Origin of the sequence: Pseudotabrizicola sp. L79 (assembly GCF_036553525.1) — a bacterium.
Lineage (GTDB): Bacteria > Pseudomonadota > Alphaproteobacteria > Rhodobacterales > Rhodobacteraceae > Pseudotabrizicola.
Map to the genome: position 1 here is coordinate 34507 of NZ_JAZHDA010000051.1, position 20764 is coordinate 55270.

The following is a 20764-nucleotide window of genomic DNA, read 5'->3' on the forward strand; positions in this document are numbered from 1 at the left end:
CCGCCTGTTACCCGATGCAGGGCGTCGGTGCCCCCATCCGTGGCAACGCCGCCGCGTGGGGGCTCGATGCCCCCCAAGGCGGCTCTGCCGTGTTGGCCGGGGTCAGAACCGGGCGCAGCAGGGCCATGGGGTGTGACCGCAGGCTCAGCCGCATCGAGAGGTAATCCTCTACCACCGCCTCACCCATCGTCATCTCGCGGAACTGCACCTTCGGCTCGACAATCCCCTCACCCTCCAGCCCTTGGGAAAACAGCGGCAGCGGTTTTGGGGCTGTCAGCGCCTTGGCCTCCCACAGCGCGGCCCGCCGCACGATGCCAAGGCTGGCAAAACAATCGGCCTCGGCCAGACAAACCACCGTCTCAGGGTGCACCCCGGCGCGGCGCCAGACATCGGTCACTTCGGTATAGCCATTGCCCCGCGCGGCCACAATCCATTGTGCCTCCTCGGCGTCGATCCCCTTGATCTGGCGGAACCCCAGCCGCAGGGCAAGGCCCTTGTCATGGTCCTCCATCTGGTTGTCCCAGTCGCTGCGGTTGATGCAGACGGGCAGCACGACCACCCCATGGTCGCGTGCATCACGCACGATCTGGGCAGGCGCGTAAAACCCCATCGGCTGGCTGTTCAGCAAGGCGCAGGCGAAAATGCCGGGATGATGGCGCTTTAACCAGGCACTGGCATAGACCAGATGGGCAAAGCTGGCCGCATGGCTTTCGGGAAAACCATAGCTGCCAAAGCCCTCGATCTGGGCAAAGCAGCGCGCCGCAAAATCGGTGTCATAGCCGTTGCGGCGCATGCCTTCCAGAAAGCGGTCATGAAACTCGCTGACATTGCCGTGCTTTTTGAACGTCGCCAGAGACCGTCGCAGGCGGTCGGCCTCCTCGGGGGTAAAGCCAGCACCGACAATGGCAATCTGCATGGCCTGTTCCTGAAACAGCGGCACCCCCAGCGTCTTGCCCAGAACCGCACCAAGCGCATCCGAGGGGAAGGTGACCACCTCTTGCCCATTTCTGCGCCGCAGATAGGGGTGAACCATATCGCCCTGAATGGGGCCGGGGCGGATGATCGCCACCTGTATCACCAGATCGTAAAAGCTGCGCGGCCGCATCCGGGGCAGAAAGTTCATCTGCGCCCGGCTTTCCACCTGAAAGACCCCCAGACTGTCGGCCTTGCACAGCATGTCATAGGTTTCAGGGTCTTCGGGCGGCAGGCTGGCCAGATCAACATGCCGGTCATGGTGTTTTTCAACCAGATCAAAGGCTTTGCGGATGCAACTGAGCATGCCAAGGGCCAGAATATCGACCTTGAGGATGCCCAGCGTGTCGATATCGTCCTTGTCCCAGCAAATCACGGTGCGATCGGCCATGCTGGCGTTTTCGATCGGCACCAATTCGTCCAGCCGGCCTTCGGTGATGATGAACCCGCCCACATGCTGCGACAAATGGCGGGGAAAGCCCTGAATTTCCTCGACCAGACGCATCGTCTGCATCAGGCGGCGGTCGGTCGGGTCAAGCCCGATTTCGGCCAGCCGCGCCGGGGTAATCGCCTTTGGCCCGCCAAAGCCCCAGATCTGTGACGACAGCGCCGACAGCGTATCTTCGGTCAGCCCCATCGCCGCCCCCACCTCGCGCACGGCCCGCTTGCCCCGGTAGTGGATCACCGTGGCACAAAGGCCAGCACGGTGGCGGCCGTATTTGGCATAGATGTGCTGGATCACCTCCTCGCGCCGTTCATGTTCAAAATCTACATCAATATCAGGGGGTTCGTTCCGGGCCTCGCTGACGAACCGCTCAAACACCATGGTGCCCACCTCGGGCGAAACCGAGGTGACGCCAAGCGCATAGCAGACCACCGAATTGGCGGCCGAGCCACGCCCTTGACACAAGATGCCCTGTGAGCGGGCAAAGGCCACGATGTCATGCACGGTCAGGAAATAAGGCTCATAGCCCAGTTTGGCGATCAGGGTCAGTTCATGGGCCATCTGCGCCTGCACCTTGGCGGGGGCGCCTTGGGGATAGCGGCGGCGCAGGCCCTCGGCAGACAGGCGGGCCAGACGGGCCGAAGGGGTTTCGCCACCGGTGATTTCCGACGGGTATTCATAGCGCAATTCATCCAAGGAAAATGCAGCGCGTTCAGACACTTGCACAGCGTTTTCCACCGCCCCCTCATGCCCGGCGAACAGCTGCAAAAGCGCGGCCTTGGGGCGCAGGCGTTGTTCGCCATGGGGCAGGATGTGGCGGCCCAGATCGACCACGCGGCGGCCAAGGCGGATGGCGGTCAGCGCATCGGCAAGACGGCGGCGGGCGGGGTGGTGCAACATCGGCAAGGCCGAGGCGACAGTGGGCAGGCCAAGGGCCTGCGCAAGGGCGGCGTGGCGGGCCATGCGGGCCCGGTCTTGCCCATCATAATGCGGAGCCAAGACCACCGAGCATTGGCCCGGAAAAGCCTGAGCCAGACGCCCGGCCTGGGCCTGCCAGCCGGTCTGACGCTGGGGCCGCGCCACCGGCGTCAGACGCTGGCCGGGGGGGTGCAACAGCAGCTCTGCCCCCTGCCCCCATTCCAGCAGATCGGCCAGTTCCAGATGACATTCCCCCTTGGGCGCCCGCAAGTTACCCTTTGTAATCAAACGACAAATCCGGCCCCAAGCCGCCCGGTCCCGCGGCAGGGCGGTGACCGCAAAACCATCGGTCAGCACCAGCCGCACACCGGGGATCAGGCGCGGCGCAGACCCGGTTTCACGCCGCAAATCCCGCGCCTTTTGATGCGCCCTGACCACCCCGGCAAGGCTGTTCACATCCGTCACCGCAAGCGCCACCAACCCCGCATCATGGGCAGCCTGCATCATCTCCTCGGGGTGCGACGCCCCGGTGAGGAAGGTGAAATTGGTCAGGGCGCACAGCTCGGCAGCGGGCATGGAATCGGGGGGCCATTCATGAACAAATCAAGAACAAACCTAGCGTGAGCCAAGACAACTTTCCAGTGCCTTGCCCCTGTCACCCTGCATACACCCCCCGTACACCCCCCGTGCAGACAGGGAAAGGCACCCCCAAGCCCCCTGAAACAGGACCGCAGGGCGCAATCCACGCCAATTTCAGCGCCCTGGGGTGCAACGAAGCGATGTCGGCTTTGAGCCCATTGCGGTCATCCGCCATAGATGAAGACAGAGTCTTCGCGACAAAGTTTGGTCACTGTTGAAAGCCATACACTTGGCTGGATTGCGCCATTTATGGCGCGCAAGGGGCAAGGGAATGTGGAAGGTTCAAGCGATGTTATGCGTGTTGAGTGCGGCCTCGGTGTCATCTCTCTTGATGGGCTGGCCCGGTTATGTCTTGGCGCAGCAGGGCGAAGCCGCGTCCACCCCCAGCACGGTGTCGAATGACCTGGCGGGAAAAACTGCCCGATTCTTATCTGATAGGCACGGATCAGGCGTTGTATACTTCGCTCAGGATGGCCGCACATTTATGTGGAATCCCGGTCAATTTAACGTTCTGACCGGCAACTGGTCCGGGGAGACAATCCAGATCAGTCAAGGCACCCCGAAAACTCCCACCGTGATCGACACTATCACTGTCACTTTCCCCGGTAGCTTTGCAGATCGGGGAGGGATTTTTGCAATTCTTGAGGCCAACCGAATCCATGATGACTTGGGTGTGGAAGAGGTCTCTGATGGCGATATCCTGACTTTAGAGGATGGAGGGCCGCCCTGCCGAATGTGTCGTGTTGACATGACCTTCTCGCAGATGCTGGGAAACTGACGAAGCAAACTAGACGCTGTTGTGAGCAACGTCCGCTTCGTCCGCACAGCCGCCCTTCAGCCCCCCCTGCCCCCTACAACCCCATCACCATATCCCGATGCGGGATGCCGGCGTCGTCGTAGATGGGGCCTTGGGCGGTGAAGCCGAGGCGTTCGTAGAACCCAAGGGCGTGGGTTTGGGCGCCCAGTTTGGCTTGGGTGACGCCCGGTTGGCGGCGGAGTTCTTGAACCGCCGCCCGCATCAGCGCCGCGCCAAGGCCGGTGCCGCGCGCCGCGGGCAGCACGCAGACGCGGCCGATCTTGCCCGTTTGGCCCATCAGCAGCAAGCGGGCCGAGCCCATGGGCACGCCATCGACCGTGGCCAAGAGGTGGATGGCGTCATCATCCTTGTCGTCGATTTCATCGGCCTCGCTGACGCCCTGTTCCTCGATAAAGACCTTGCGGCGCAGCATCCGGCAGGTGGCGATGTCTTGGGTGGGGCGAATGTCGATCATGCGAAATAATCCCGCAGGATGCGGGCATAGATCGCCTTGAGCTGGTGGATCTGGTCGACCTGCACCCGTTCATCGACCTGATGCATGGTCTTGCCCACCAAGCCAAATTCCACCACCGGGCAATGGTTTTTCACAAATCGCGCATCCGATGTGCCGCCCGAGGTGGACAGCACCGGCTGGCGCCCGGTTTCGGCCTGCACCGCGCGGGCGACCATGTCAGACCATTCGCCCGGCGGGGTCAGAAAGCTTTCGCCCGAAATCTGGATGCGGCAGGCGATGTGCACGCCTGTCTCCCGCTCGACCGTCTGGGCATGGGATTTCAGCCAGTCGGTCAGGCTGCTGCCCGTATGCAGATCGTTGAAGCGGATGTTTACGGTGGCCGTGCCCTTGGCCGGGATCACGTTATTGGCGGGGTTGCCGCAATCAATGGTGGTGATGGCCAGGGTCGAGGCGTCGAAATGGTCGGTGCCATCGTCCAGCGGCTTGTCCTGCAACCGCGCCAGCAGCGATACCAGCGCGCTCATCGGGTTTTTCGCGCGGTGCGGATAGGCCGAATGGCCCTGCACCCCGGTGGCGGTGAACCAGCAGGTCATGCTGCCGCGGCGGCCGATCTTCATCATCTCGCCCATGTCATTCGGGCAGGTGGGCTCGCCCACAAGGCAATGGGTCATCCGCTCACCCTGTTCGGCCATCCAATCCAGCAGGGCCACGGTGCCGTCTTGCGCATCGCCCTCCTCATCGCCGGTGATGGCCAGGATCACGGCGCCATCGGGGGGCGTGTCGCGGACGAAATCAATGGCGGCGGCGGCAAAGGCGGCAACGCCCGATTTCATATCGGTTGCCCCGCGCCCATACATCCAGCCATCGACGATCTCGGCCCCGAACGGGTCGTGCGTCCATGCCGCCACATCGCCCACCGGCACCACATCGGTATGGCCGTTAAAGCCAAGGCTGCGGTTGGCGCCGCGCGCGCCCCAGCGGGCGTAAAGATTGGCGATGCCGTTCCGATCAACCCGTGTGCAGCGAAAGCCCGCATCCGACAACAGCCGATCCAGCAGGGCCAGGGCCCCGCCCTCGGCCGGGGTGACCGAAGGGCAGCGGATCAGATCGGCGGTCAGTTGGGCGGCATCCACGGGGCGGGTCATCGGCATCTCCATCCTTTTGCCAAGGCATAGCCCGCCCCGATCAGGGCTGCAACGGCCCTGCCTGTTGCAGCAAAGTGACGCAAAACCGGGGCATCGGCCGATGCCCGAAGGAATGTGGCAAAATCATGTGTTGCATTTGGCCAAAGTTTGATAACTTTTAAGTCACTGAATAATAAGTCCTGAGGCAGGGCACGAGCAGGGTCAACGCACCCACCCGATACGACCGATGACCGGATCTGCATCCGGCCAAAGGCTATGTCCTGTCTCTCTGTCCGGAGAGCGCCTCTATGCCGGCAACTGGCTCTGAGCTGAATTACAACGTCAACGCCAGTGCGACGACGATGGCGAATGCGATTTTCGGCAATGGCGTTACGGTGACCGGGGCCAGCTATTCCGGGCCGACCAACAGTTCGGCCACCTACACCAACGGGCAGGTGGCGCCCGGCGTGTTGCCCAGCAGTTCCGGGGTGATCCTGTCCACCGGCAATGTGCGCGACTTTACCCAATCCAGCGGTGATCCGAACCGGTCAACCGGCACGACCACCGACACGTCGGGCACCAACAACAGTTCGCAGTTCAATACGATTGCGGGCGCGACCACCTATGACGCGGTGTGGCTGGATGTGAATTTCATCCCCACGGGCAATGTGATGACGATGCAATTCGTCTTCAGTTCGGAAGAATACCCCGAATATGTGAATTCCAGCTTTAATGACGTGGTGGGCGTGTGGATCAACGGCACTTATGTTCCGGTGACGGTTGGCAATGGCCGGACGTCGATCAACAACATCAACCCAAATACCCAGCCCAACCTGTTCATCGACAACACCGGCGATTCCTACAACACCGAGATGGATGGCTTTACCATCACCCTGACGCTGACCATTCCGGTCAATCCGGGTGTGGTCAATTCGATCCGCATCGGGGTGGCCGATACGGGGGATGCCAATTACGATTCGAACCTGATCATCGTGGGTGACAGTGTGCAGACGCAGCTTGTGCCGCGTGATGATCTGGCGACCATGTTTGCCACCGGGCAGACGACGATTGATGTTTTGGCCAATGACGTTTCGACCCTGTCGGGCAATCTGGTTATCACCCAGATCAACGGGGTGAATGTGGTGGCCGGGCAGGTGATCACCCTGCCATCGGGCCAGCAAGTGCGGCTGAATGCCGATGGCACGATCACCGTTATCGGCAATGGTGACATCGAAACGGTGAATTTCACCTATACCGTCACCGGGCCGAACAGCAATGTCGCCACCGGGCTTGTCAGTGTGACCACCATTCCCTGCTTTGTGGCAGGAACGATGATCCTGACCCCCGAGGGAGAGCGCCCAGTCGAGGCGTTGCAGCCCGGTGATCTGGTGATCACCAAGGATGACGGGCCGCAACCGGTGCGCTGGATCGGGCAGCGCCGGGTGCCGGCCCTTGGCAACCTTGCGCCCATTGAAATCCGCGCGGGCACCTTTGGCCCCCATCGCAGGTTGCTGGTTTCGCCGCAGCACCGGGTTCTGGTGCGCGATTGCCTGGCCGAGTTGCTGTTTGGCGAGGCCGAGGTTCTGGTGGCGGCACAGGATCTGGTCAATGGACGCACCGTGCGCCGCCGCGAAGGGGGCGAGGTGGACTATGTGCATATTCTGTTCGACAGGCATCAGCTTGTGTCCTCGGCCGGGCTGACGACTGAAAGTTTCCTGCCGGGGCCGCAAAGCACCAAGATGTTTGAAGCGGCGATCATCGACGAAATCCGGTCGATCTTTCCCGAACTCGACCCGTTGACCGGCCAAGGCTATAGCCTTGCGGCGCGGCGCCTGCTGAAGGGTTATGAGGCGCAACTGCTGCTGTCTGCGGCCACGGCGGCCTGAGGCAAAGATGCAAGACTGGATCGCCCTGTCAGATCTGACCCTGCCCCCCAACCGGCCCTTGCAGCCGTTGCGGCGGGCGGTGTTCATCTGTGAGGTATCCCTGCCACTGGCCAGCACGGCGGTAGTGCTGGATTGGCAACCCACGGGCGACACAGCCCAGACCTTTTCGATCTTTCTGGATGCGACGGCGGGGATCATTCTTCTGCATCGCCTTGGCAACCGGGTGCGCCGCCATGTGCTGCCCGGCCCCTTGCCGATGGATTATGGCACGGCGCGCATCACCTATGGCTGGAACCAGTTGGCCGACCGTTGGGTGATGACCTTTTCGCGCATCGGATCGGGCACCGAGTTGCGCGCCACGGGCCGCGACCCGATCATGCTGGATCACAACGATCTGGCCGATCTGTGCCGCCCCGATGGCACCGGATCACGGCATCCGGCGCTGTTGTGGTTTGGCGTGACCCAAGGCAGCGAGCCGCCGCAGCGGGCACCCTGGATTGGCCTGCGCACCCCGATTGAAACCGCGCGCGGGGCAGTGGCGGCGGGCAACCTGCGCCCGGGCGATATGGTCAGAACCGTTGACAACGGCCTGCAACCCGTTTTGCGGATGCATCATTTGCGCCTGCCCAGCCGGGGCAGCTTTGCCCCCGTGATCTTGCGCGCGCCGTTTCTGGGGCAGGGCAGCGATGTGCTGTTGGGTGCAGATCAGCTGGTGGTGCTGAACGGCCCCGAAGTGGAATACATGTTCGGCGAGGAAGAGGTGCTGGTGCAGGCGGATGCACTGACCGATGGCAGCATTGCCCGGCGCGACAGCTTTCGCGCGGCGATGGATTGCGTGTCGATCGACCTTGGCCTGCCCGAATTGCTGCTGGCCGATGGGTTGCAGATCCTGAGCCACAGCCTGACCGGCGAGGCCCCCCGCGCCATTCTGCACCCTTACGAGGCGCAGCAACTGGTCAGCCTGATTGGTCGCCGCAGCCGCCATGGCGCGGCCTGACCGGCGGCAGGGTCAGTCGAAAAACGGCGTCATCTGCGCCACGATGACCGAGTTTTCTTCCAGCGCGCGCTGCATCAGCTCTTCATCATCGGGGCCGATGTCTTCGCCCGCGGCGCGGCGTTCCTCTAGCGTGCCAAGGCCCTGCACTTCAAGCACCGCCAGATCGGCCTCTTTAAGGATGGCCACGGTTTCGCGCACGGCCTCGGCCTCATCCACACCGCTGGCATAGCACAGCAGCGCGCCGCCCGTGGCCTTGGCGGGCAGGCCGTCATCTGCCTTGCGGCCCACCTCGACAACCAGTGCATAGACCTGTTGCGGGCGCTTTTCCTTGGCGGTTTTTTCAGTCATGGCAACCTCGGGGGTCGGGGCAAACAGGCGCCAGCCCGGGATGGGCTGGCCGCCACAGTGCAACAGATCAGTCGCGCAGCAATTCGTTGATCGAGGTTTTCGACCGCGTCTGCGCATCGACCTTTTTCACGATCACCGCACAATAGAGGTTGATCCCGTTCTTCGACGGCATCGACCCGGCCACCACCACCGACCCGGCGGGCACTTCGCCATAGGTCACGGTGCCGGTTTCGCGATCGACGATCTTGGTCGATTTGCCGATGAACACGCCCATGCCCAGAACCGAGCCTTCGCGCACGATACAGCCTTCGACCACCTCGGACCGCGCGCCGATAAAGCAGTTGTCTTCGATGATCGTGGGGCCGGCCTGCATCGGTTCAAGCACACCGCCAATGCCAACGCCGCCCGACAGATGCACGTTCTTGCCGATCTGCGCGCAAGACCCGACGGTGGCCCAGGTATCGACCATCGTGCCTTCATCGACAAAGGCGCCGAGGTTGACGAAAGATGGCATCAGGACCACGCCCTTGGCGATAAAGGCCGACCGGCGCACGACGCAATTGGGCACCGCGCGAAAGCCTGCGGCCTTCCACTGATCGGGGCCCCAGCCGTGGAACTTGCTGTCCACCTTATCCCACCAGCCGCTGCCCTGCGGGCCACCCGACTGCAGTTCCATATCCTTGATGCGAAAGCCCAGCAGAACCGCCTTTTTGGCCCATTGGTTCACATGCCACTGGCCATCGGCCTGCCGCACGGCCACCCGCAAAGCGCCACTGTCAAGCGCGGTCAATGTGGCCTCGATGGCGTCGCGGGCCTCGCCCTTGGTGGCGGGGGTGATGCCGTCACGGGCGTCCCACGCCGCTTCGATGGCCTTTTCAAGATCGGCATGTTGCATGGTCTGCCCCTTTAAGGTTGGTCCTGTCGGGCCTAGCCTATAAGGCTAGACGCAAGACCACGCAATGCACAGGCAGGATATGGCAGCGATGAAAGACGAACCCCGCAATCACCCGTTCCGCGACAGCCAGCAGGATATTGCCGCCGCGGACCGCACGCCCGACACCCCGCAGACCCGCGCGCCCGCCTATCGACTGGCCTTTAGCGACATGGATTTCATGACGCGTGAGGAATTGCGGCCCGTGCGTCTGCAACTGGAATTGCTGAAGCCGCAACTGGTGATGGATGAACGCGGGATTGAATCGACCATCGTTCTGTTCGGGGGCGCCCGCATCCCGGCCCCGGCGCAGAAAGACAGCGCCAAGACGCCGATGCTGGCCGATTTGTCGAAATACTATGAACAGGCCCGCATCTTTGCCAAGCTGATGACCGAACGCAGCATGTCAAGCTATGGCCGTGAAAACGTCATCATGACAGGCGGCGGCCCCGGCGTGATGGAGGCCGGAAACCGTGGCGCGCATGAGGCGGGCGGCCAGTCGATCGGGTTGAACATCGTGCTGCCGCATGAACAGGCGCCCAATGAATTCGTGACGCCTGACCTGTGTTTCAACTTTCACTATTTCGCCATTCGCAAGATGCATTTCCTGATGCGGGCCAAGGCGATCTGCGTTTTTCCGGGCGGCTTTGGCACGCTGGATGAAATGTTTGAAAGCCTGACCCTGATCCAGACCAAGCGGATGAAGCCGGTGCCCTTTTTGCTGTTCGGCCGCGACTTTTGGGAAACGATCATCAACTGGAAAGCCCTGGCCGAGGCGGGCACGATCAGCCCCGAGGATCTGGACCTGTTCCACTATGTCGAAAGCGCCGATGAGGCGATTGCCATCATCGACGCGTTTCAACCCAGCTGCTAGGGCGCTGCCCCTGCGTCAGTAGTCTTTTTCGTAGTAAAGCCCCAGGCCGGTGTCGCCATCATTGCCGACCCGGCCTTTCACCGTGATGCTGTCGGTCAGATCAAGGTTCAGGCTGATCTCGCTTTTGCCGGTCTGATCGACTGTCACTTCGGAATAGACATTCTCGGTGATGTATTTGCCCGCCGTCAGTTGGGCCGATCCGTCATCGGTGGTCTGCACATCCAGATCATCAAGGCCGATGCCGCTGCGCAGGCGCGACACGATGCCTTCGCCGCCCCGGCCCGCCAATGTGGCCACTGCATTGGCCAGTTGCACGGCCTGAAGCGCCGACAGGCTTTCCAGCCGTTTGCCGAACAGGATCTGGGCGATCACTTCCTCTTCTGGCAAATCGGGCGATGAGGTGAAGCTGACGGTCGGGTCGGTTGCCTGGCCTTCGATCACCACATTGGCCGTGACGCCATCGGCCTCGGTGCTGGCCACGATGCGCAGAAAGGGGTCAAAGCTGCCCTCAAGCTGCATCGAGGCTTCGCTCAGGTCCAGCCTGCGGCCCAGAATTTCCAACCGCCCCCGGATCAGATCAAACCCGCCCGACGGGATCACATTGTCGCTGGTGCCCGCCACGCGCAGTTCACCGCCCAATTCGGCATCAAGGCCACGGCCCCGGATGAACAATCGGTTCGGGGCCGAGATCACCAGATCAAGCCCATAGGGGCGGCGCGGGGTGCTGCTGGTGTCCTGCGTCTGCTCTAGCAGGCCCGCGCGGCGGCGGGTTTCCAGCACTGCCGCCGGTTCGCCGCGATGTTCCAGCCCCGGCAGATCACCCGCCCCCCCCAGCCCGGTCGAGGCGATGCGGATCTCGGTTTCGGGCAAAGCGATCCGGCCCGACAGCACCGCGCCCCCGGTCAGCGGCCCGGCCAGCCGCAGCTGACCATTGGCAAGGGTCTGATAAAGCTGCGGATCTTTCACCACCACGCCCGACAGGGTGATGCCCAGATCGGCCGCAAAGGGTGCGGCCAGCCCGATCCCGCCGCGCACGCCAAGCGACCCGCCGGTCGAAACGCCCGCCGACACCGTCACATCGGCCTGCCCTGCGTTCAGGCCAATATCGGCAGACAGATCGGTCAGCGAAAACGGCAAGGTCGCATCGGCCATCCGGCCATTCGACAGGGTGGCCCGCCCCGACAGCGACGACAGGGCAAACGGCCCGTTCAGGCGCAGATCCACCGCAATCGGCCCCGACAGCACGCGCGTGCCCAGAAACGGATTGGCCAGCCCCGCCTGAGCCGAGCCGGCAATCGCCAGATCGCCGCCGCCAAAATCGCCATCAATCTGGCCCCGGATGGTGGCATCAATCTGCCCCGGCCCGGTGCCCGCCAGATCGACGCGGTAGCCCGCCGCCTGTTCGGCGGCTGTGCCGCGCAGGGTGACGGGCCCCGGAAATTCGGGCAGCAGCAGCGCAAGGTTCACCAGCCGCGCGTCCAGTTCCAGCGATTGTGCCCCACCTGCCACCTGACCTGCGGCACTGGCCGTCAGTTGCGGGTTATCCAACCGGGCACTGTCGATGCGCAACTGGCCATCCTGCACACGCACCACGGCATCAAGGCTGGTGGCCCCCGCCAACAGCGCATTGGCCTGCGACTGCCCCACCCGCAAATCGCGCGCCGTGGCCGCCAGCGTCAGCGCCGCCGCATCAACTGTGCCTTTGGCGGTGAAATCTGCCGCGACAGCGCCGCCAAACCCTGCGCGCACCGTGGCCAGATTGGTCAGTTCCACCCGGCCGGTCACATCGCTGCCCTTGGCATCCAGCAGGCCCTGCACCTGCGCCGTCACCTGTTGCCCCTCGATCCGGGCCGAGGCGATGTTCAGCGCCTGCCCTTGCAGATCGGCGGTCAGGCTGGCCACAGTCCGGCCTCGCAGCAGGCCATCCACCTCGGCAATCCCGATCGCCAGATCGGTGGTTGCGCCGTTCAGCGTCAGCGCCGCCTGATCCACCGTGCCTTGCACCGTGAAATCGGCCTGCACCGCCCCGCCATATTCGGGCCGGATCACCGACAGATCAGCCAGCGAAACGCTGCCCGCGATGTCATTCACATCGGCCGAAACGATGCCCGACAGCTGCGCTGCATAGCTTTGGCCTTGCAGATCGGCGCGGGTGATCTGCAAGGCCGCATCTGTCAGCGCGCCTGCGAAATCAATCTGGGTGCGGCCTGCCAACAGGCGGTCCACCTCGGGCACAGAAACCTGAATATCCTGTGCCTGCACATTGGCCGCAATATCGGCCCGGCCTTGCATCAGCGGCCCCGACAGGCTGGCCTGACCACTGGCCGACCCGCCAAAGCCAGCCCCCGCCACCGACAGATCAGGCACGGTAAAGGTGATCTCGGCCTGCGCCGTATCAGAATCCAGTTGCCCGCTGCCATCGACCGAAACGGCCAGACTGCGCAGGGCAAGGCGGCGCAGTTCGGTGCCCGTGGGGTCACGCACCACGGCCAGATCCAGCTGGGATCGCCCGGCCAGCAGGCTGTCAACCTGCGCGATGCCCACCCCCAGATCGGTGCCCACCACTTGCAGATCCACGTCAAAATCGCCGCCCAAGGGGCTGCCCTGACCGGTCAGCAGCACCTCGCCCGCGCCGGCCAGATCGCGCCCGGCAAACCCGGAAAAGCGGCCCAGATCACTGGCGGTGGCCTGCACGCGCCCATTCAGGCGCAGCCCTGCCGACAGGCCGTCCACCTCGCCCGAGAGGCGCAGCGCAAGGTCTTGGCCGGTGGCTGTCAGATTGCCGATGCTGAACACATCGGCGCTGCGCTGCCACCAGAACCGGGTTTCCAAGGCCAGATCGGCCCCAATCGCCTGCGACAGGCGCGCATCGTCAAACACCATGCCGCCAACCGTGCCGCGCAATGTGCCGCCAAACAGCGGATCATTCGCCTGACGGTTGATGCGCCCCGACCCGGCCAGATCAAAGGCCGGGATCTGCACCTGTGGCAGATCAAGGCCCTGCCCGGTCAGGCGTGCCGTCCATGTTTCGCCCTGACGGCTGTCATAGGCGATGTCCAGATCCAGACCATCCAGCGCCACCGGGCTGCCCACCGGCAGCACAACCGCCGCCCCCGACGGATTGGCCAGCCGCCCGGTCAGGCGCAACTGCTCGGGCAGGCCATCCCCGGCAAGGCGCAGCGCGCCATCCAGTTGCAGGCTGCTGGTGGTAATCGACAGGGCCGACACATCCAGAACACCGGTGGCCGCCTTTTGGCCCGCTACCTGCAACGCCACGGTATCGCCGAAAAAGTCCTGATATTCTGGCACGAAAAGCGGGGCCAGATCGCCCGACAGATCGGCGCTGAACGCCTGATCGCCCTCGGCCGCCCCGGCACGCAGCGCCGCCTGACCCGACAGGCGATCTTGCCCATCGGTTTGCAAGGCGATCTGCGCCACGAAATCATCCAGCGAGCCTTGGCCCTGCACCGTCAGATCGGCCGAAGGCTGGCCCGGAATGCCCAGCAGAGTGACCGCCAGCCCATCTGCCGACTCGACTGCCGCCAGATCAATGGCCAGTTGCCGGGTTTCATTGTCATAGCTGGCTTGCAGGTTGATCTGGCCCGCAGGCCCCTGATCGGTGCGGTCGATCAACAGCGACACGTCGCCCTGCCCGCCGTTCAGCGCCACCGATGCCGAAACCGTGCCTTCCACCGCCTGGCCGATCAGGCTTTCGCCCAGCACCACGCGGGCGGCGTTGATCTTGCCGATATTCACCGACACCGGCAGTTCGGGCAGGCTAAAGCCCGTTGCCTCGGGCGCGGGCGCATCGGCCTGGGCCACGGGGGCGCGGTCAACGATGATCTCGCCCGCTGTCAGTTCATTCACCGACAAGGCCCCGGTCAGCAGCGCGGCCCGGTTCCAATCCAGCACGATGTCATTCACCGTCAGCCAGACGCCCTGATCATCGGCAATCGTCAATTGCGAGGCGGTGGCGCGCGAGGACAAGGCCCCCTCGAAATCACGCAAGATCACCTGCCGGCCCGCGCCCGACAGATTGTCTTCGATAAAGGCCACGATGCGACCACGGTCTTCGCGGGTTTCATCGGTTTCCTGGGCCATGCCTTGCGGGGCAAGGGTCAGCGCGATCAGCGCAAGGGGGATAAGGGGGCGCCGCATCAGAATGCCTGCCCAAGGCCGACGTAGATCTGCACGCCATTGCCCGTCGTGCCCTGCACGGGGGCGGCCACATCCAGACGGATCGGGCCGATGCCGGTGGCATAGCGCAGGCCAAAGCCCGCCCCGGCATGCCAGTCGCCGCTGGCGCCAAAGAACGAATCCTCATCCACCCGCGCCGCATCGACAAAGCCGACAACGCCAATCGTCTCTGTCACCTTTACCCGCGCCTCCAGCGATGTGGCCAGAAAGCGGTTGCCGCCCACCGTATAGGTCGTGCCGCCACTGGGAATCTCGATGCCCAAGGATTGATAGGGCTGGCCCCGCACGGTGCCGCCGCCGCCTGACAGGAACAGATCATCCCGCGGGGTGTTCAAAAGCGACGCCCCAAACACCGCCCCGGCCTGAACGCGCCCGGCCAGCACAAACCGCTTGTCAGCGCCAAAGCCGTAATAGCCGCGCAGATCGCCATAGGCGCGCAGGCCCGAATCCGTGGTGCCAAAGCCCAGGAACGGCTTGGCCTCGGCATCGATGTAAAAGCCGCTTTTCGCATCGGTTGTGCTGTCGCGCTTGTCCCATGTCACGCCAATGGGCAGGGTCAGGGATTTGTATTGAAACGTGCCCACCACGCTGCCGTCATCGGCAATCGTCTTGCCATCCTCAAACTCATAGCCCACGCCGATGCGGCCTGACAGCGTGTCGCTGAAGATATGCGCAAACCCCAGGGCCACCGTCGCCCCGTCCGAGAGATAATTCGGCTCGTCCAGATGCTCAAATTCTGTCGAGAATTGCAGCGTGGTATCGGGCGTCAGCGTGGCAGGTCTTTCGATGGTGACGCCAAGGCGGTAATCCACCCCGTTTTCCTGCGCGCCGATCTGCGACACCTCGCCCTCGATCACCAGCTTTTCAGCCCCGCCCAGCAGGTTGCGATGCATCCACAGCGCGGTCAGGTCTAGCCCGTCAAGGCTGGAAATCTCGGCCCCGAATGACAGGCGACGCGGCTTTTCGGGCACCACGGTCACCGTCATACCCAACAGGTCGGGCGCGGTGATCTGTTCATCTTCGGTGATGCTGACGGAACTGAACGCCCCGGTGCGGCGCAGGCGGTTGGCGGCTTTCTCAACCTCGGCGGGGCTGAACACCTCGCCCTCGGGCAGGCCCGCAATCTTGCGCACCCGATTGGTGCGGGTGCGTTCGTTGCCATTGATCACCACCGGGCCAAACCGCAGCCGCGGCCCCGGCGTCAGGCTGACATCAACTGCCAGTTCGCTGGCACGGTGATCGGCAATGACGCGCTGCCCCGCAACGGCAGCCTTGGCATGGCCCACATCGCGCCAGCCCTCGACCCCTGCGGCCACAGCCGCCTTGACGGTGCCGCTGCGCGCAGCCTCTCCCTTGCGGAAACCATCGGGCAGATCGGTGCCCGCCGCCAAAGGGGCCACCCGCGTTTCCGAAAAGGCAAAGACCGGCCCCGGATCAACCGACACCTGAATGCGGCCCACCGATTTGGGGGTATCCAGCGGGGCGATCGACGCGGCCTCTCGCCCGTCGATCTTGACCGAAATCACCGGCGAATAATGACCGCGCGCATACAGCGCCCCGATCAGCCGCCCGTATTCGGCCTGTGCCGCGGCAAACACATCATCGGGCGCGTCACTTTCAAGCGCCAGCAGCAAGGACGAGGCCCGCAGATCGGCCCCGACATCCTCATCCTGCCCGACCACGTTGAATTGCACACCATCCAGCGCCACCGACATCTGGGTTACAGCCAGACTGGTGGCCAGAAACACCGATATCCCAAGCGGCAATCTGCGAGAAAATCGGTGCGTCACGGGCGAACTCCAAATCGTACAATCAACAGTATCGCAAGTCGCGCGTGATTGTGCAACGCGCGCCAACAGAACCGTGAGAATTCCGCTTTGCCAAGGCCTGCCCCACGGCTAGTCTTGCCCGAACTCAAGGAAGCCACCATGCGCATCACGCCCCTGCTTTTTCTTGCCACGACCCTTGCAGCAAACGCCGACACGCCGGTTCCCGTTCCCGTGACAGAGGCCGATTTCCGCCAGATTGAGATGGCGCGGGCCGAATTGGGCCAGCTTTTGTTCTATGACAAGGTGATTTCCGGCAACCGCACCATCGCCTGCGCCACCTGCCATCACCCCCGCTTTGGCACATCCGACGGTCAGTCGCTGGCCCTGGGAGAGGGCGGGATCGGCCTTGGCCCCAGCCGCACAGCCGACCCGGACAACCTGCCCGAACAGCGCATTCCGCGCAATGCGCCCGCCTTGTGGAACCTTGGCGCGCATGAATTCACCCGCCTGTTCCACGATGGGCGGCTGGAAAAAGACGCCAGCCGCGCCTCGGGCCTGCGCACGCCGCTGGAGGATGAAATGGTGATGGGCTTTTCGTCGATCCTGTCGGCGCAAAACATGTTCCCGGTGCTGTCGGGCGATGAAATGGCCGGCCATTACGAAGAAAACGAGATCGCCATTGCCGTGCGTCAGGGCATCATCACCGCGCCCGGCGGCGCATGGGACAAGATCGCCGCCCGCGTCGAAAGCATCCCTGACTATCGCGCGCTGTATGATCAGGCCGCCCCGGAAACCCGTGGCCGCAAGCTGGAATTTTCCGATGTCTCGAACATGATCGCCGATTTCGTGGCCTTTGAATTCCGGTCGGATGACAGCCCGTTTGACGCCCATCTGCGCGGCGAGGCCCCGCTGACCGGCGCGGCCAAGGCCGGGATGGACCTGTTCTATGGCAAGGCCGGTTGTGCCGATTGCCATTCCGGCCCATTCCAGACCGACCATAATTTCCACGCGATGGGAGAGCCGCAGCTTGGCCCCGGCAAGGGCGAACGGTTTGAACGCCATCAGCGTGACATTGGCCGGATGCGGGTCACGAATGATCCGGCCGATCGTTACGCCTTTCGCACCCCATCGCTGCGCAACATCACCCTGACGGCGCCCTATGGCCATGCCGGGGCCCATGCCGATCTTGCCGCCTTTTTGCGCCATCATATCGATCCGGTGGCCGGGCTGGCCCGCTATCAGCCGCAGGCCGTGCTGGCCCCGTTCGATGCCGCCAAACCCGATTGGGCCCTGCTTGACGGCAAAGAGGAATACGCGGCCATCGCCGCGGCGGTCACACAAACCCCCGTCGCGCTGTCGCAGACGGAACTGGCCGACATCCTTGCCTTTCTTGGCAGTCTGGAAAGCCCGACAGCCCGCACGGGCCGGCTTGGCGTGCCCGATCACGTTCCCAGCGGCCTGCCGGTCGATCAATAGGGGGCAGGCCCGTCCTTGTGCTGCGGCGTCACTCTAACCGCAGGGCGTCGCCGTCGCGCATCGCGGCCACAACCCGCCCGGTGGGCAAGGGCACCCAAGCGGAGGTGGCACCATCGGGCCAGATCACCCGCAACTCGGCTTGGGTGGCTGTGCCCAGGCCAAAATGCACCGGCGTCGCATGGCCCGAGGCATGGCCGCCGCCGACGGTGATCTCTTGCGTTCGCACCTGCCCGCCGCTGCGCAACTCGACCCAGGCGCCAACGGCCCGCGCATTCGGCCCCGGCTGGCGCAGGTCGATTGCGGCCCAGTTGCCCGTCGGCTTGGTTGCATTCTGCCAGATTTCCATCGGCGCCCGGCGGTTGATCACCACAATATCCAGCCGCCCGTCTGCGTTCAGATCGACCAGCCCCGCCCCGCGCGACCGTTCGACAGTGCCCACCCCGGCCACATCGCCCTTTTCCACAAAGGTGCCATCGGCCTGCTGCATCAGCAGGTTATTGGGGTCGTGAATGGCGTTTGACGGCATCTGGTTCACATTGCCCTTCGCAATGAACAGATCGTCGCGCCCATCATTGTCGATGTCGCCGAATTCGGCATGCCAGCCCGTCGATGGCCGCCCGTCATCGCCTGTATAGGGCGTGGTCGCATAGGTGCCGATGCCATAGGGCGCGTCTTTCATCACCCCGCCACCGGTGTTGATCTGCAACAACTGATCGGCCATCGAGGTCAACATCACTTCGGGCAAACCGTCGCCGGTGATGTCGCGGCTGGCAATGCCCATTCCCCACAGCCGCACCTTGGGCCAGCCCTCGGCCTCGCCATATTCGCGCAGGGGGCGCAGGGTGAACATCTGTTCATATCCTGATCGCACATAATATTGCCGGTCGTTCGAGATGCGCAATTCGGGGCTGCCTGTCCGTTTCCAGTCAGAAATCAGCATCGACAAGGCGCAAAAGCCGGGGGTGATCGGCAGGGGCGGTTCAAACCGGCCTGCCCCGCCGCGATGCAACTGGTTGGCGTCGCAGGCCTCGAACGGGCCGGTCGGGTCTTTCAGATCAACGTAATTGCCCACGGCAAAGCTGGGCCAGTTGTTCCCCGGCTCCCATGTGGCGGCAAAGGCGGTGGTCCAGTGATCGCCCGGTTCCAAACCCCATTCGGCTGTGGCATCGGCAAAACGGCAGGCCCCCAGCCCGCGCAGCAGCACATTCGGCCCCACCCGCAGCACCATCAGATCCAGCAGCCCGTCGGCATCGACATCCAGCGGGTAGGCCCCGGTCACGCCCGTCATGGCCGGAAACTCTGCCCGTTCAAAGGCAATATCCGCCCCCGGCGCAGGCGTGGTGTTGCGAAACAGTGCCGCCGGATTGCTGCCGCCTGCGGCAAACAGATCGGGCCGGGCATCATTGTCGCAATCGAAAATCGCAACGCCGCCGCCTACATAATGCTCCCACTCGCCATCATAGACCTGCGCCGCCGGCAGGGCGCCCGCGCGGTTCACAAAGGCAGGCTCGGCCCAGACCGGCGCGGCGATCAGCAAAAGACCAAAGACCAGCCGGATCATTGCGCTGCCATCTCGCGGTTTTGCGCCAACAGGCTTTCCGAAACGGCCGACAAGGCCAAAGCCGCCGCGCCATGCGCCCATAACAGATCGCCCCAGGCGTGGATTTCGATCGGCGTCCGCGCCCGCCCGGTGTTGATTACCAGATTATCCATCTCGGCCAGGGTTTCGGCGGCATAGAGATAATCATAGCGCATCCTTTCGCCCGACAGAATGATCAGCGCCGGATCAAACAGGTTGACCACATTCGACAACCCCACCGCCAGAAACCGCCCCGCCCGCCGAAAGATCGACCGCGCCGTGGCATTCCCGGCCTTGGCACGGTCATACAGGCTTTCCAGAAGCACCCCGATCGACTGCCCGTCCTTGTGCCCCCAGTTCAGCGCCGTCGCCGCCTCGCGCGCCAGCGCATAATCGGCCACATAGGCCTCAAGGCAGCCGCGTTGGCCACAGCGGCACAGGGCCCCGTCCAGCTGCACCTTGGTATGGCCCAACTCCATCCCCACCCGGTGCGTGCCGCGATACAGGCGGTGGTTCATGACAAAGCCCATGCCCACCCCATGTTCGATCGTCACCACCGCAAAATCCGAAAGCCCCCGCCCTGCGCCAAACCATTGTTCGGCCAGTGCGACCAGATTGGCATCGTTATCCACCCAGACCGGCAGGCCCAGACGCCGCGCGGCTTCGGCCGCCACCGGCACATTCCGGTCGGTCAGCACCGAAGACCACAGCACCATCCCCTCCAGACTGTCCACATAGCCCGGCACGCCCAGCCCCACCGCCGACAGATCGGCCCGCGCCAGCCCGGCCTTGGCGCAGACCCGATCCAGCAACGATTCGACCGCTTCCAGCAATTCGGCCACGGTCATCGGGCCGGGGCGGCGTGGCACGGCATCATCGGCAATCAGCTTGCCCGCGAAATCGACGATCACCGCCGTATGCTCGCGGTCTGAAATCTTCATCCCCGCCACCCGATGCGCACTGGCCCGCACGCCCAGCGCCACGGCAGGCCGGCCACGCACGCTCTCTCCGTCGCGCGCGGTGGTCACCTCTTCGATCAGACCAGAGTCGATCAATTCGGATGTGATCGTCGTCACCGAGGCCGGCGAGACGCCCAGTTCCTTGGCGACCTGCACGCGGGGGATCAACCCGGCCGCGCGCACCCTCTCAAAGATCTGCTGCCGCAGGGGGCGCTGCGATTCGGTCAGCGGCGGGATCAGCGGCCCCACCCCCTTGCGCCCCTCATTTGCCTCGCTCACGGGGTCTCTGGCCTGCATTTATTCATCTTCCAAAGTAAAAATCAGCCAACTTATCCCCTCACCGCCCAAAAATTGCTGCACAGCAGCGTAATTTCAACCA

Annotated in this window: 14 protein-coding genes; 5 read left to right on the forward strand and 9 right to left on the reverse strand. The window is 63.8% G+C overall.

The window, feature by feature from the left end; genetic code table 11:
* Positions 1-7: 7 nt before the first annotated feature.
* Positions 8-2911 (reverse strand): error-prone DNA polymerase, encoded by a 2904-nt coding sequence (locus V3C85_RS11960; RefSeq protein WP_331795328.1) that lies wholly within the window; start codon positions 2909-2911, stop codon positions 8-10.
* Between the two features lie 334 nt (positions 2912-3245).
* On the opposite strand from V3C85_RS11960, the gene V3C85_RS11965 reads away from it, so the two are divergent.
* Positions 3246-3752 (forward strand): hypothetical protein, encoded by a 507-nt coding sequence (locus tag V3C85_RS11965; RefSeq protein ID WP_331795329.1) that lies wholly within the window; start codon positions 3246-3248, stop codon positions 3750-3752.
* 73 nt (positions 3753-3825) lie between these two features.
* Here V3C85_RS11965 and V3C85_RS11970 read toward each other — a convergent pair whose 3' ends face one another.
* Together V3C85_RS11970 and dapE are read right to left on the reverse strand one after the other, a co-directional pair.
* Positions 3826-4245 carry a GNAT family N-acetyltransferase gene (locus tag V3C85_RS11970; RefSeq protein WP_445942014.1) on the reverse strand — a complete coding sequence of 140 codons (420 nt, stop codon included), beginning with the start codon at positions 4243-4245 and terminating at the stop codon, positions 3826-3828.
* Positions 4242-5396 carry a succinyl-diaminopimelate desuccinylase gene (gene dapE / locus V3C85_RS11975; protein ID WP_331795330.1) on the reverse strand — a complete coding sequence of 385 codons (1155 nt, stop codon included), beginning with the start codon at positions 5394-5396 and terminating at the stop codon, positions 4242-4244. Before dapE ends, V3C85_RS11970 begins: the two co-directional genes overlap by 4 nt.
* A gap of 281 nt (positions 5397-5677) precedes the next feature.
* Between dapE and V3C85_RS11980 the strand changes: the two genes are divergently transcribed.
* Together V3C85_RS11980 and V3C85_RS11985 are read left to right on the forward strand one after the other, a co-directional pair.
* Entirely contained in the window at positions 5678-7255 is a 1578-nt protein-coding gene (locus tag V3C85_RS11980) for a Hint domain-containing protein (protein ID WP_331795331.1), read from the forward strand.
* Positions 7256-7262: 7 nt separating this feature from the next.
* Positions 7263-8252, forward strand: coding sequence for a Hint domain-containing protein (locus V3C85_RS11985; RefSeq protein WP_331795332.1), 990 nt, complete (start codon positions 7263-7265; stop codon positions 8250-8252).
* Positions 8253-8264: 12 nt separating this feature from the next.
* Here the strand turns inward: V3C85_RS11985 and V3C85_RS11990 are convergent, their stop codons facing one another.
* Together V3C85_RS11990 and dapD are read right to left on the reverse strand one after the other, a co-directional pair.
* Positions 8265-8600: a hypothetical protein gene (locus tag V3C85_RS11990; RefSeq protein WP_331795333.1), complete on the reverse strand. Its 336-nt coding sequence runs from the start codon at positions 8598-8600 to the stop codon at positions 8265-8267.
* 67 nt (positions 8601-8667) lie between these two features.
* A complete protein-coding gene (gene dapD, locus V3C85_RS11995) occupies positions 8668-9495 on the reverse strand; it encodes a 2,3,4,5-tetrahydropyridine-2,6-dicarboxylate N-succinyltransferase (RefSeq protein ID WP_331795334.1) in 828 nt (275 codons plus the stop codon).
* Positions 9496-9583: 88 nt separating this feature from the next.
* Between dapD and V3C85_RS12000 the strand changes: the two genes are divergently transcribed.
* The gene (locus V3C85_RS12000; protein WP_331795335.1) at positions 9584-10405 is read left to right on the forward strand and encodes an LOG family protein; all 822 of its coding nucleotides are present in this window, start codon (positions 9584-9586) and stop codon (positions 10403-10405) included.
* Between the two features lie 15 nt (positions 10406-10420).
* On the opposite strand, the gene V3C85_RS12005 is transcribed toward V3C85_RS12000, so the two are convergent.
* Together V3C85_RS12005 and V3C85_RS12010 are read right to left on the reverse strand one after the other, a co-directional pair.
* On the reverse strand, positions 10421-14563 hold the full coding sequence (locus V3C85_RS12005; RefSeq protein WP_331795336.1) for a translocation/assembly module TamB domain-containing protein: 4143 nt from the start codon (positions 14561-14563) through the stop codon (positions 10421-10423).
* Positions 14563-16368 (reverse strand): autotransporter assembly complex protein TamA, encoded by a 1806-nt coding sequence (locus tag V3C85_RS12010; protein WP_331795337.1) that lies wholly within the window; start codon positions 16366-16368, stop codon positions 14563-14565. Before V3C85_RS12010 ends, V3C85_RS12005 begins: the two co-directional genes overlap by 1 nt.
* A gap of 162 nt (positions 16369-16530) precedes the next feature.
* On the opposite strand from V3C85_RS12010, the gene V3C85_RS12015 reads away from it, so the two are divergent.
* Positions 16531-17847, forward strand: coding sequence for a cytochrome-c peroxidase (locus tag V3C85_RS12015; RefSeq protein ID WP_331795338.1), 1317 nt, complete (start codon positions 16531-16533; stop codon positions 17845-17847).
* A gap of 28 nt (positions 17848-17875) precedes the next feature.
* Here the strand turns inward: V3C85_RS12015 and V3C85_RS12020 are convergent, their stop codons facing one another.
* The gene (locus V3C85_RS12020; protein ID WP_331795339.1) at positions 17876-19408 is read right to left on the reverse strand and encodes a CRTAC1 family protein; all 1533 of its coding nucleotides are present in this window, start codon (positions 19406-19408) and stop codon (positions 17876-17878) included.
* A complete protein-coding gene (locus tag V3C85_RS12025) occupies positions 19405-20664 on the reverse strand; it encodes an ROK family transcriptional regulator (RefSeq protein WP_331795340.1) in 1260 nt (419 codons plus the stop codon). Before V3C85_RS12025 ends, V3C85_RS12020 begins: the two co-directional genes overlap by 4 nt.
* Positions 20665-20764 lie beyond the last annotated feature (100 nt).

Excerpts from the sequence above, each read along its gene's own strand:
- V3C85_RS11970 (WP_445942014.1), bottom strand. The coding sequence starts at position 4,245 with ATGATCGACATTCGCCCCACCCAAGACATCGCCACCTGCCGGATGCTG.
- V3C85_RS11990 (WP_331795333.1), bottom strand. The coding sequence starts at position 8,600 with ATGACTGAAAAAACCGCCAAGGAAAAGCGCCCGCAACAGGTCTATGCA.
- V3C85_RS12000 (WP_331795335.1), top strand. The coding sequence starts at position 9,584 with ATGAAAGACGAACCCCGCAATCACCCGTTCCGCGACAGCCAGCAGGAT.
- V3C85_RS12020 (WP_331795339.1), bottom strand. The coding sequence starts at position 19,408 with ATGATCCGGCTGGTCTTTGGTCTTTTGCTGATCGCCGCGCCGGTCTGG.
- V3C85_RS11960 (WP_331795328.1), bottom strand. The coding sequence starts at position 2,911 with ATGCCCGCTGCCGAGCTGTGCGCCCTGACCAATTTCACCTTCCTCACC.
- V3C85_RS11980 (WP_331795331.1), top strand. The coding sequence starts at position 5,678 with ATGCCGGCAACTGGCTCTGAGCTGAATTACAACGTCAACGCCAGTGCG.
- dapD (WP_331795334.1), bottom strand. The coding sequence starts at position 9,495 with ATGCAACATGCCGATCTTGAAAAGGCCATCGAAGCGGCGTGGGACGCC.
- V3C85_RS11965 (WP_331795329.1), top strand. The coding sequence starts at position 3,246 with ATGTGGAAGGTTCAAGCGATGTTATGCGTGTTGAGTGCGGCCTCGGTG.
- dapE (WP_331795330.1), bottom strand. The coding sequence starts at position 5,396 with ATGCCGATGACCCGCCCCGTGGATGCCGCCCAACTGACCGCCGATCTG.
- V3C85_RS12015 (WP_331795338.1), top strand. The coding sequence starts at position 16,531 with ATGCGCATCACGCCCCTGCTTTTTCTTGCCACGACCCTTGCAGCAAAC.
- V3C85_RS12005 (WP_331795336.1), bottom strand. The coding sequence starts at position 14,563 with ATGCGGCGCCCCCTTATCCCCCTTGCGCTGATCGCGCTGACCCTTGCC.
- V3C85_RS11985 (WP_331795332.1), top strand. The coding sequence starts at position 7,263 with ATGCAAGACTGGATCGCCCTGTCAGATCTGACCCTGCCCCCCAACCGG.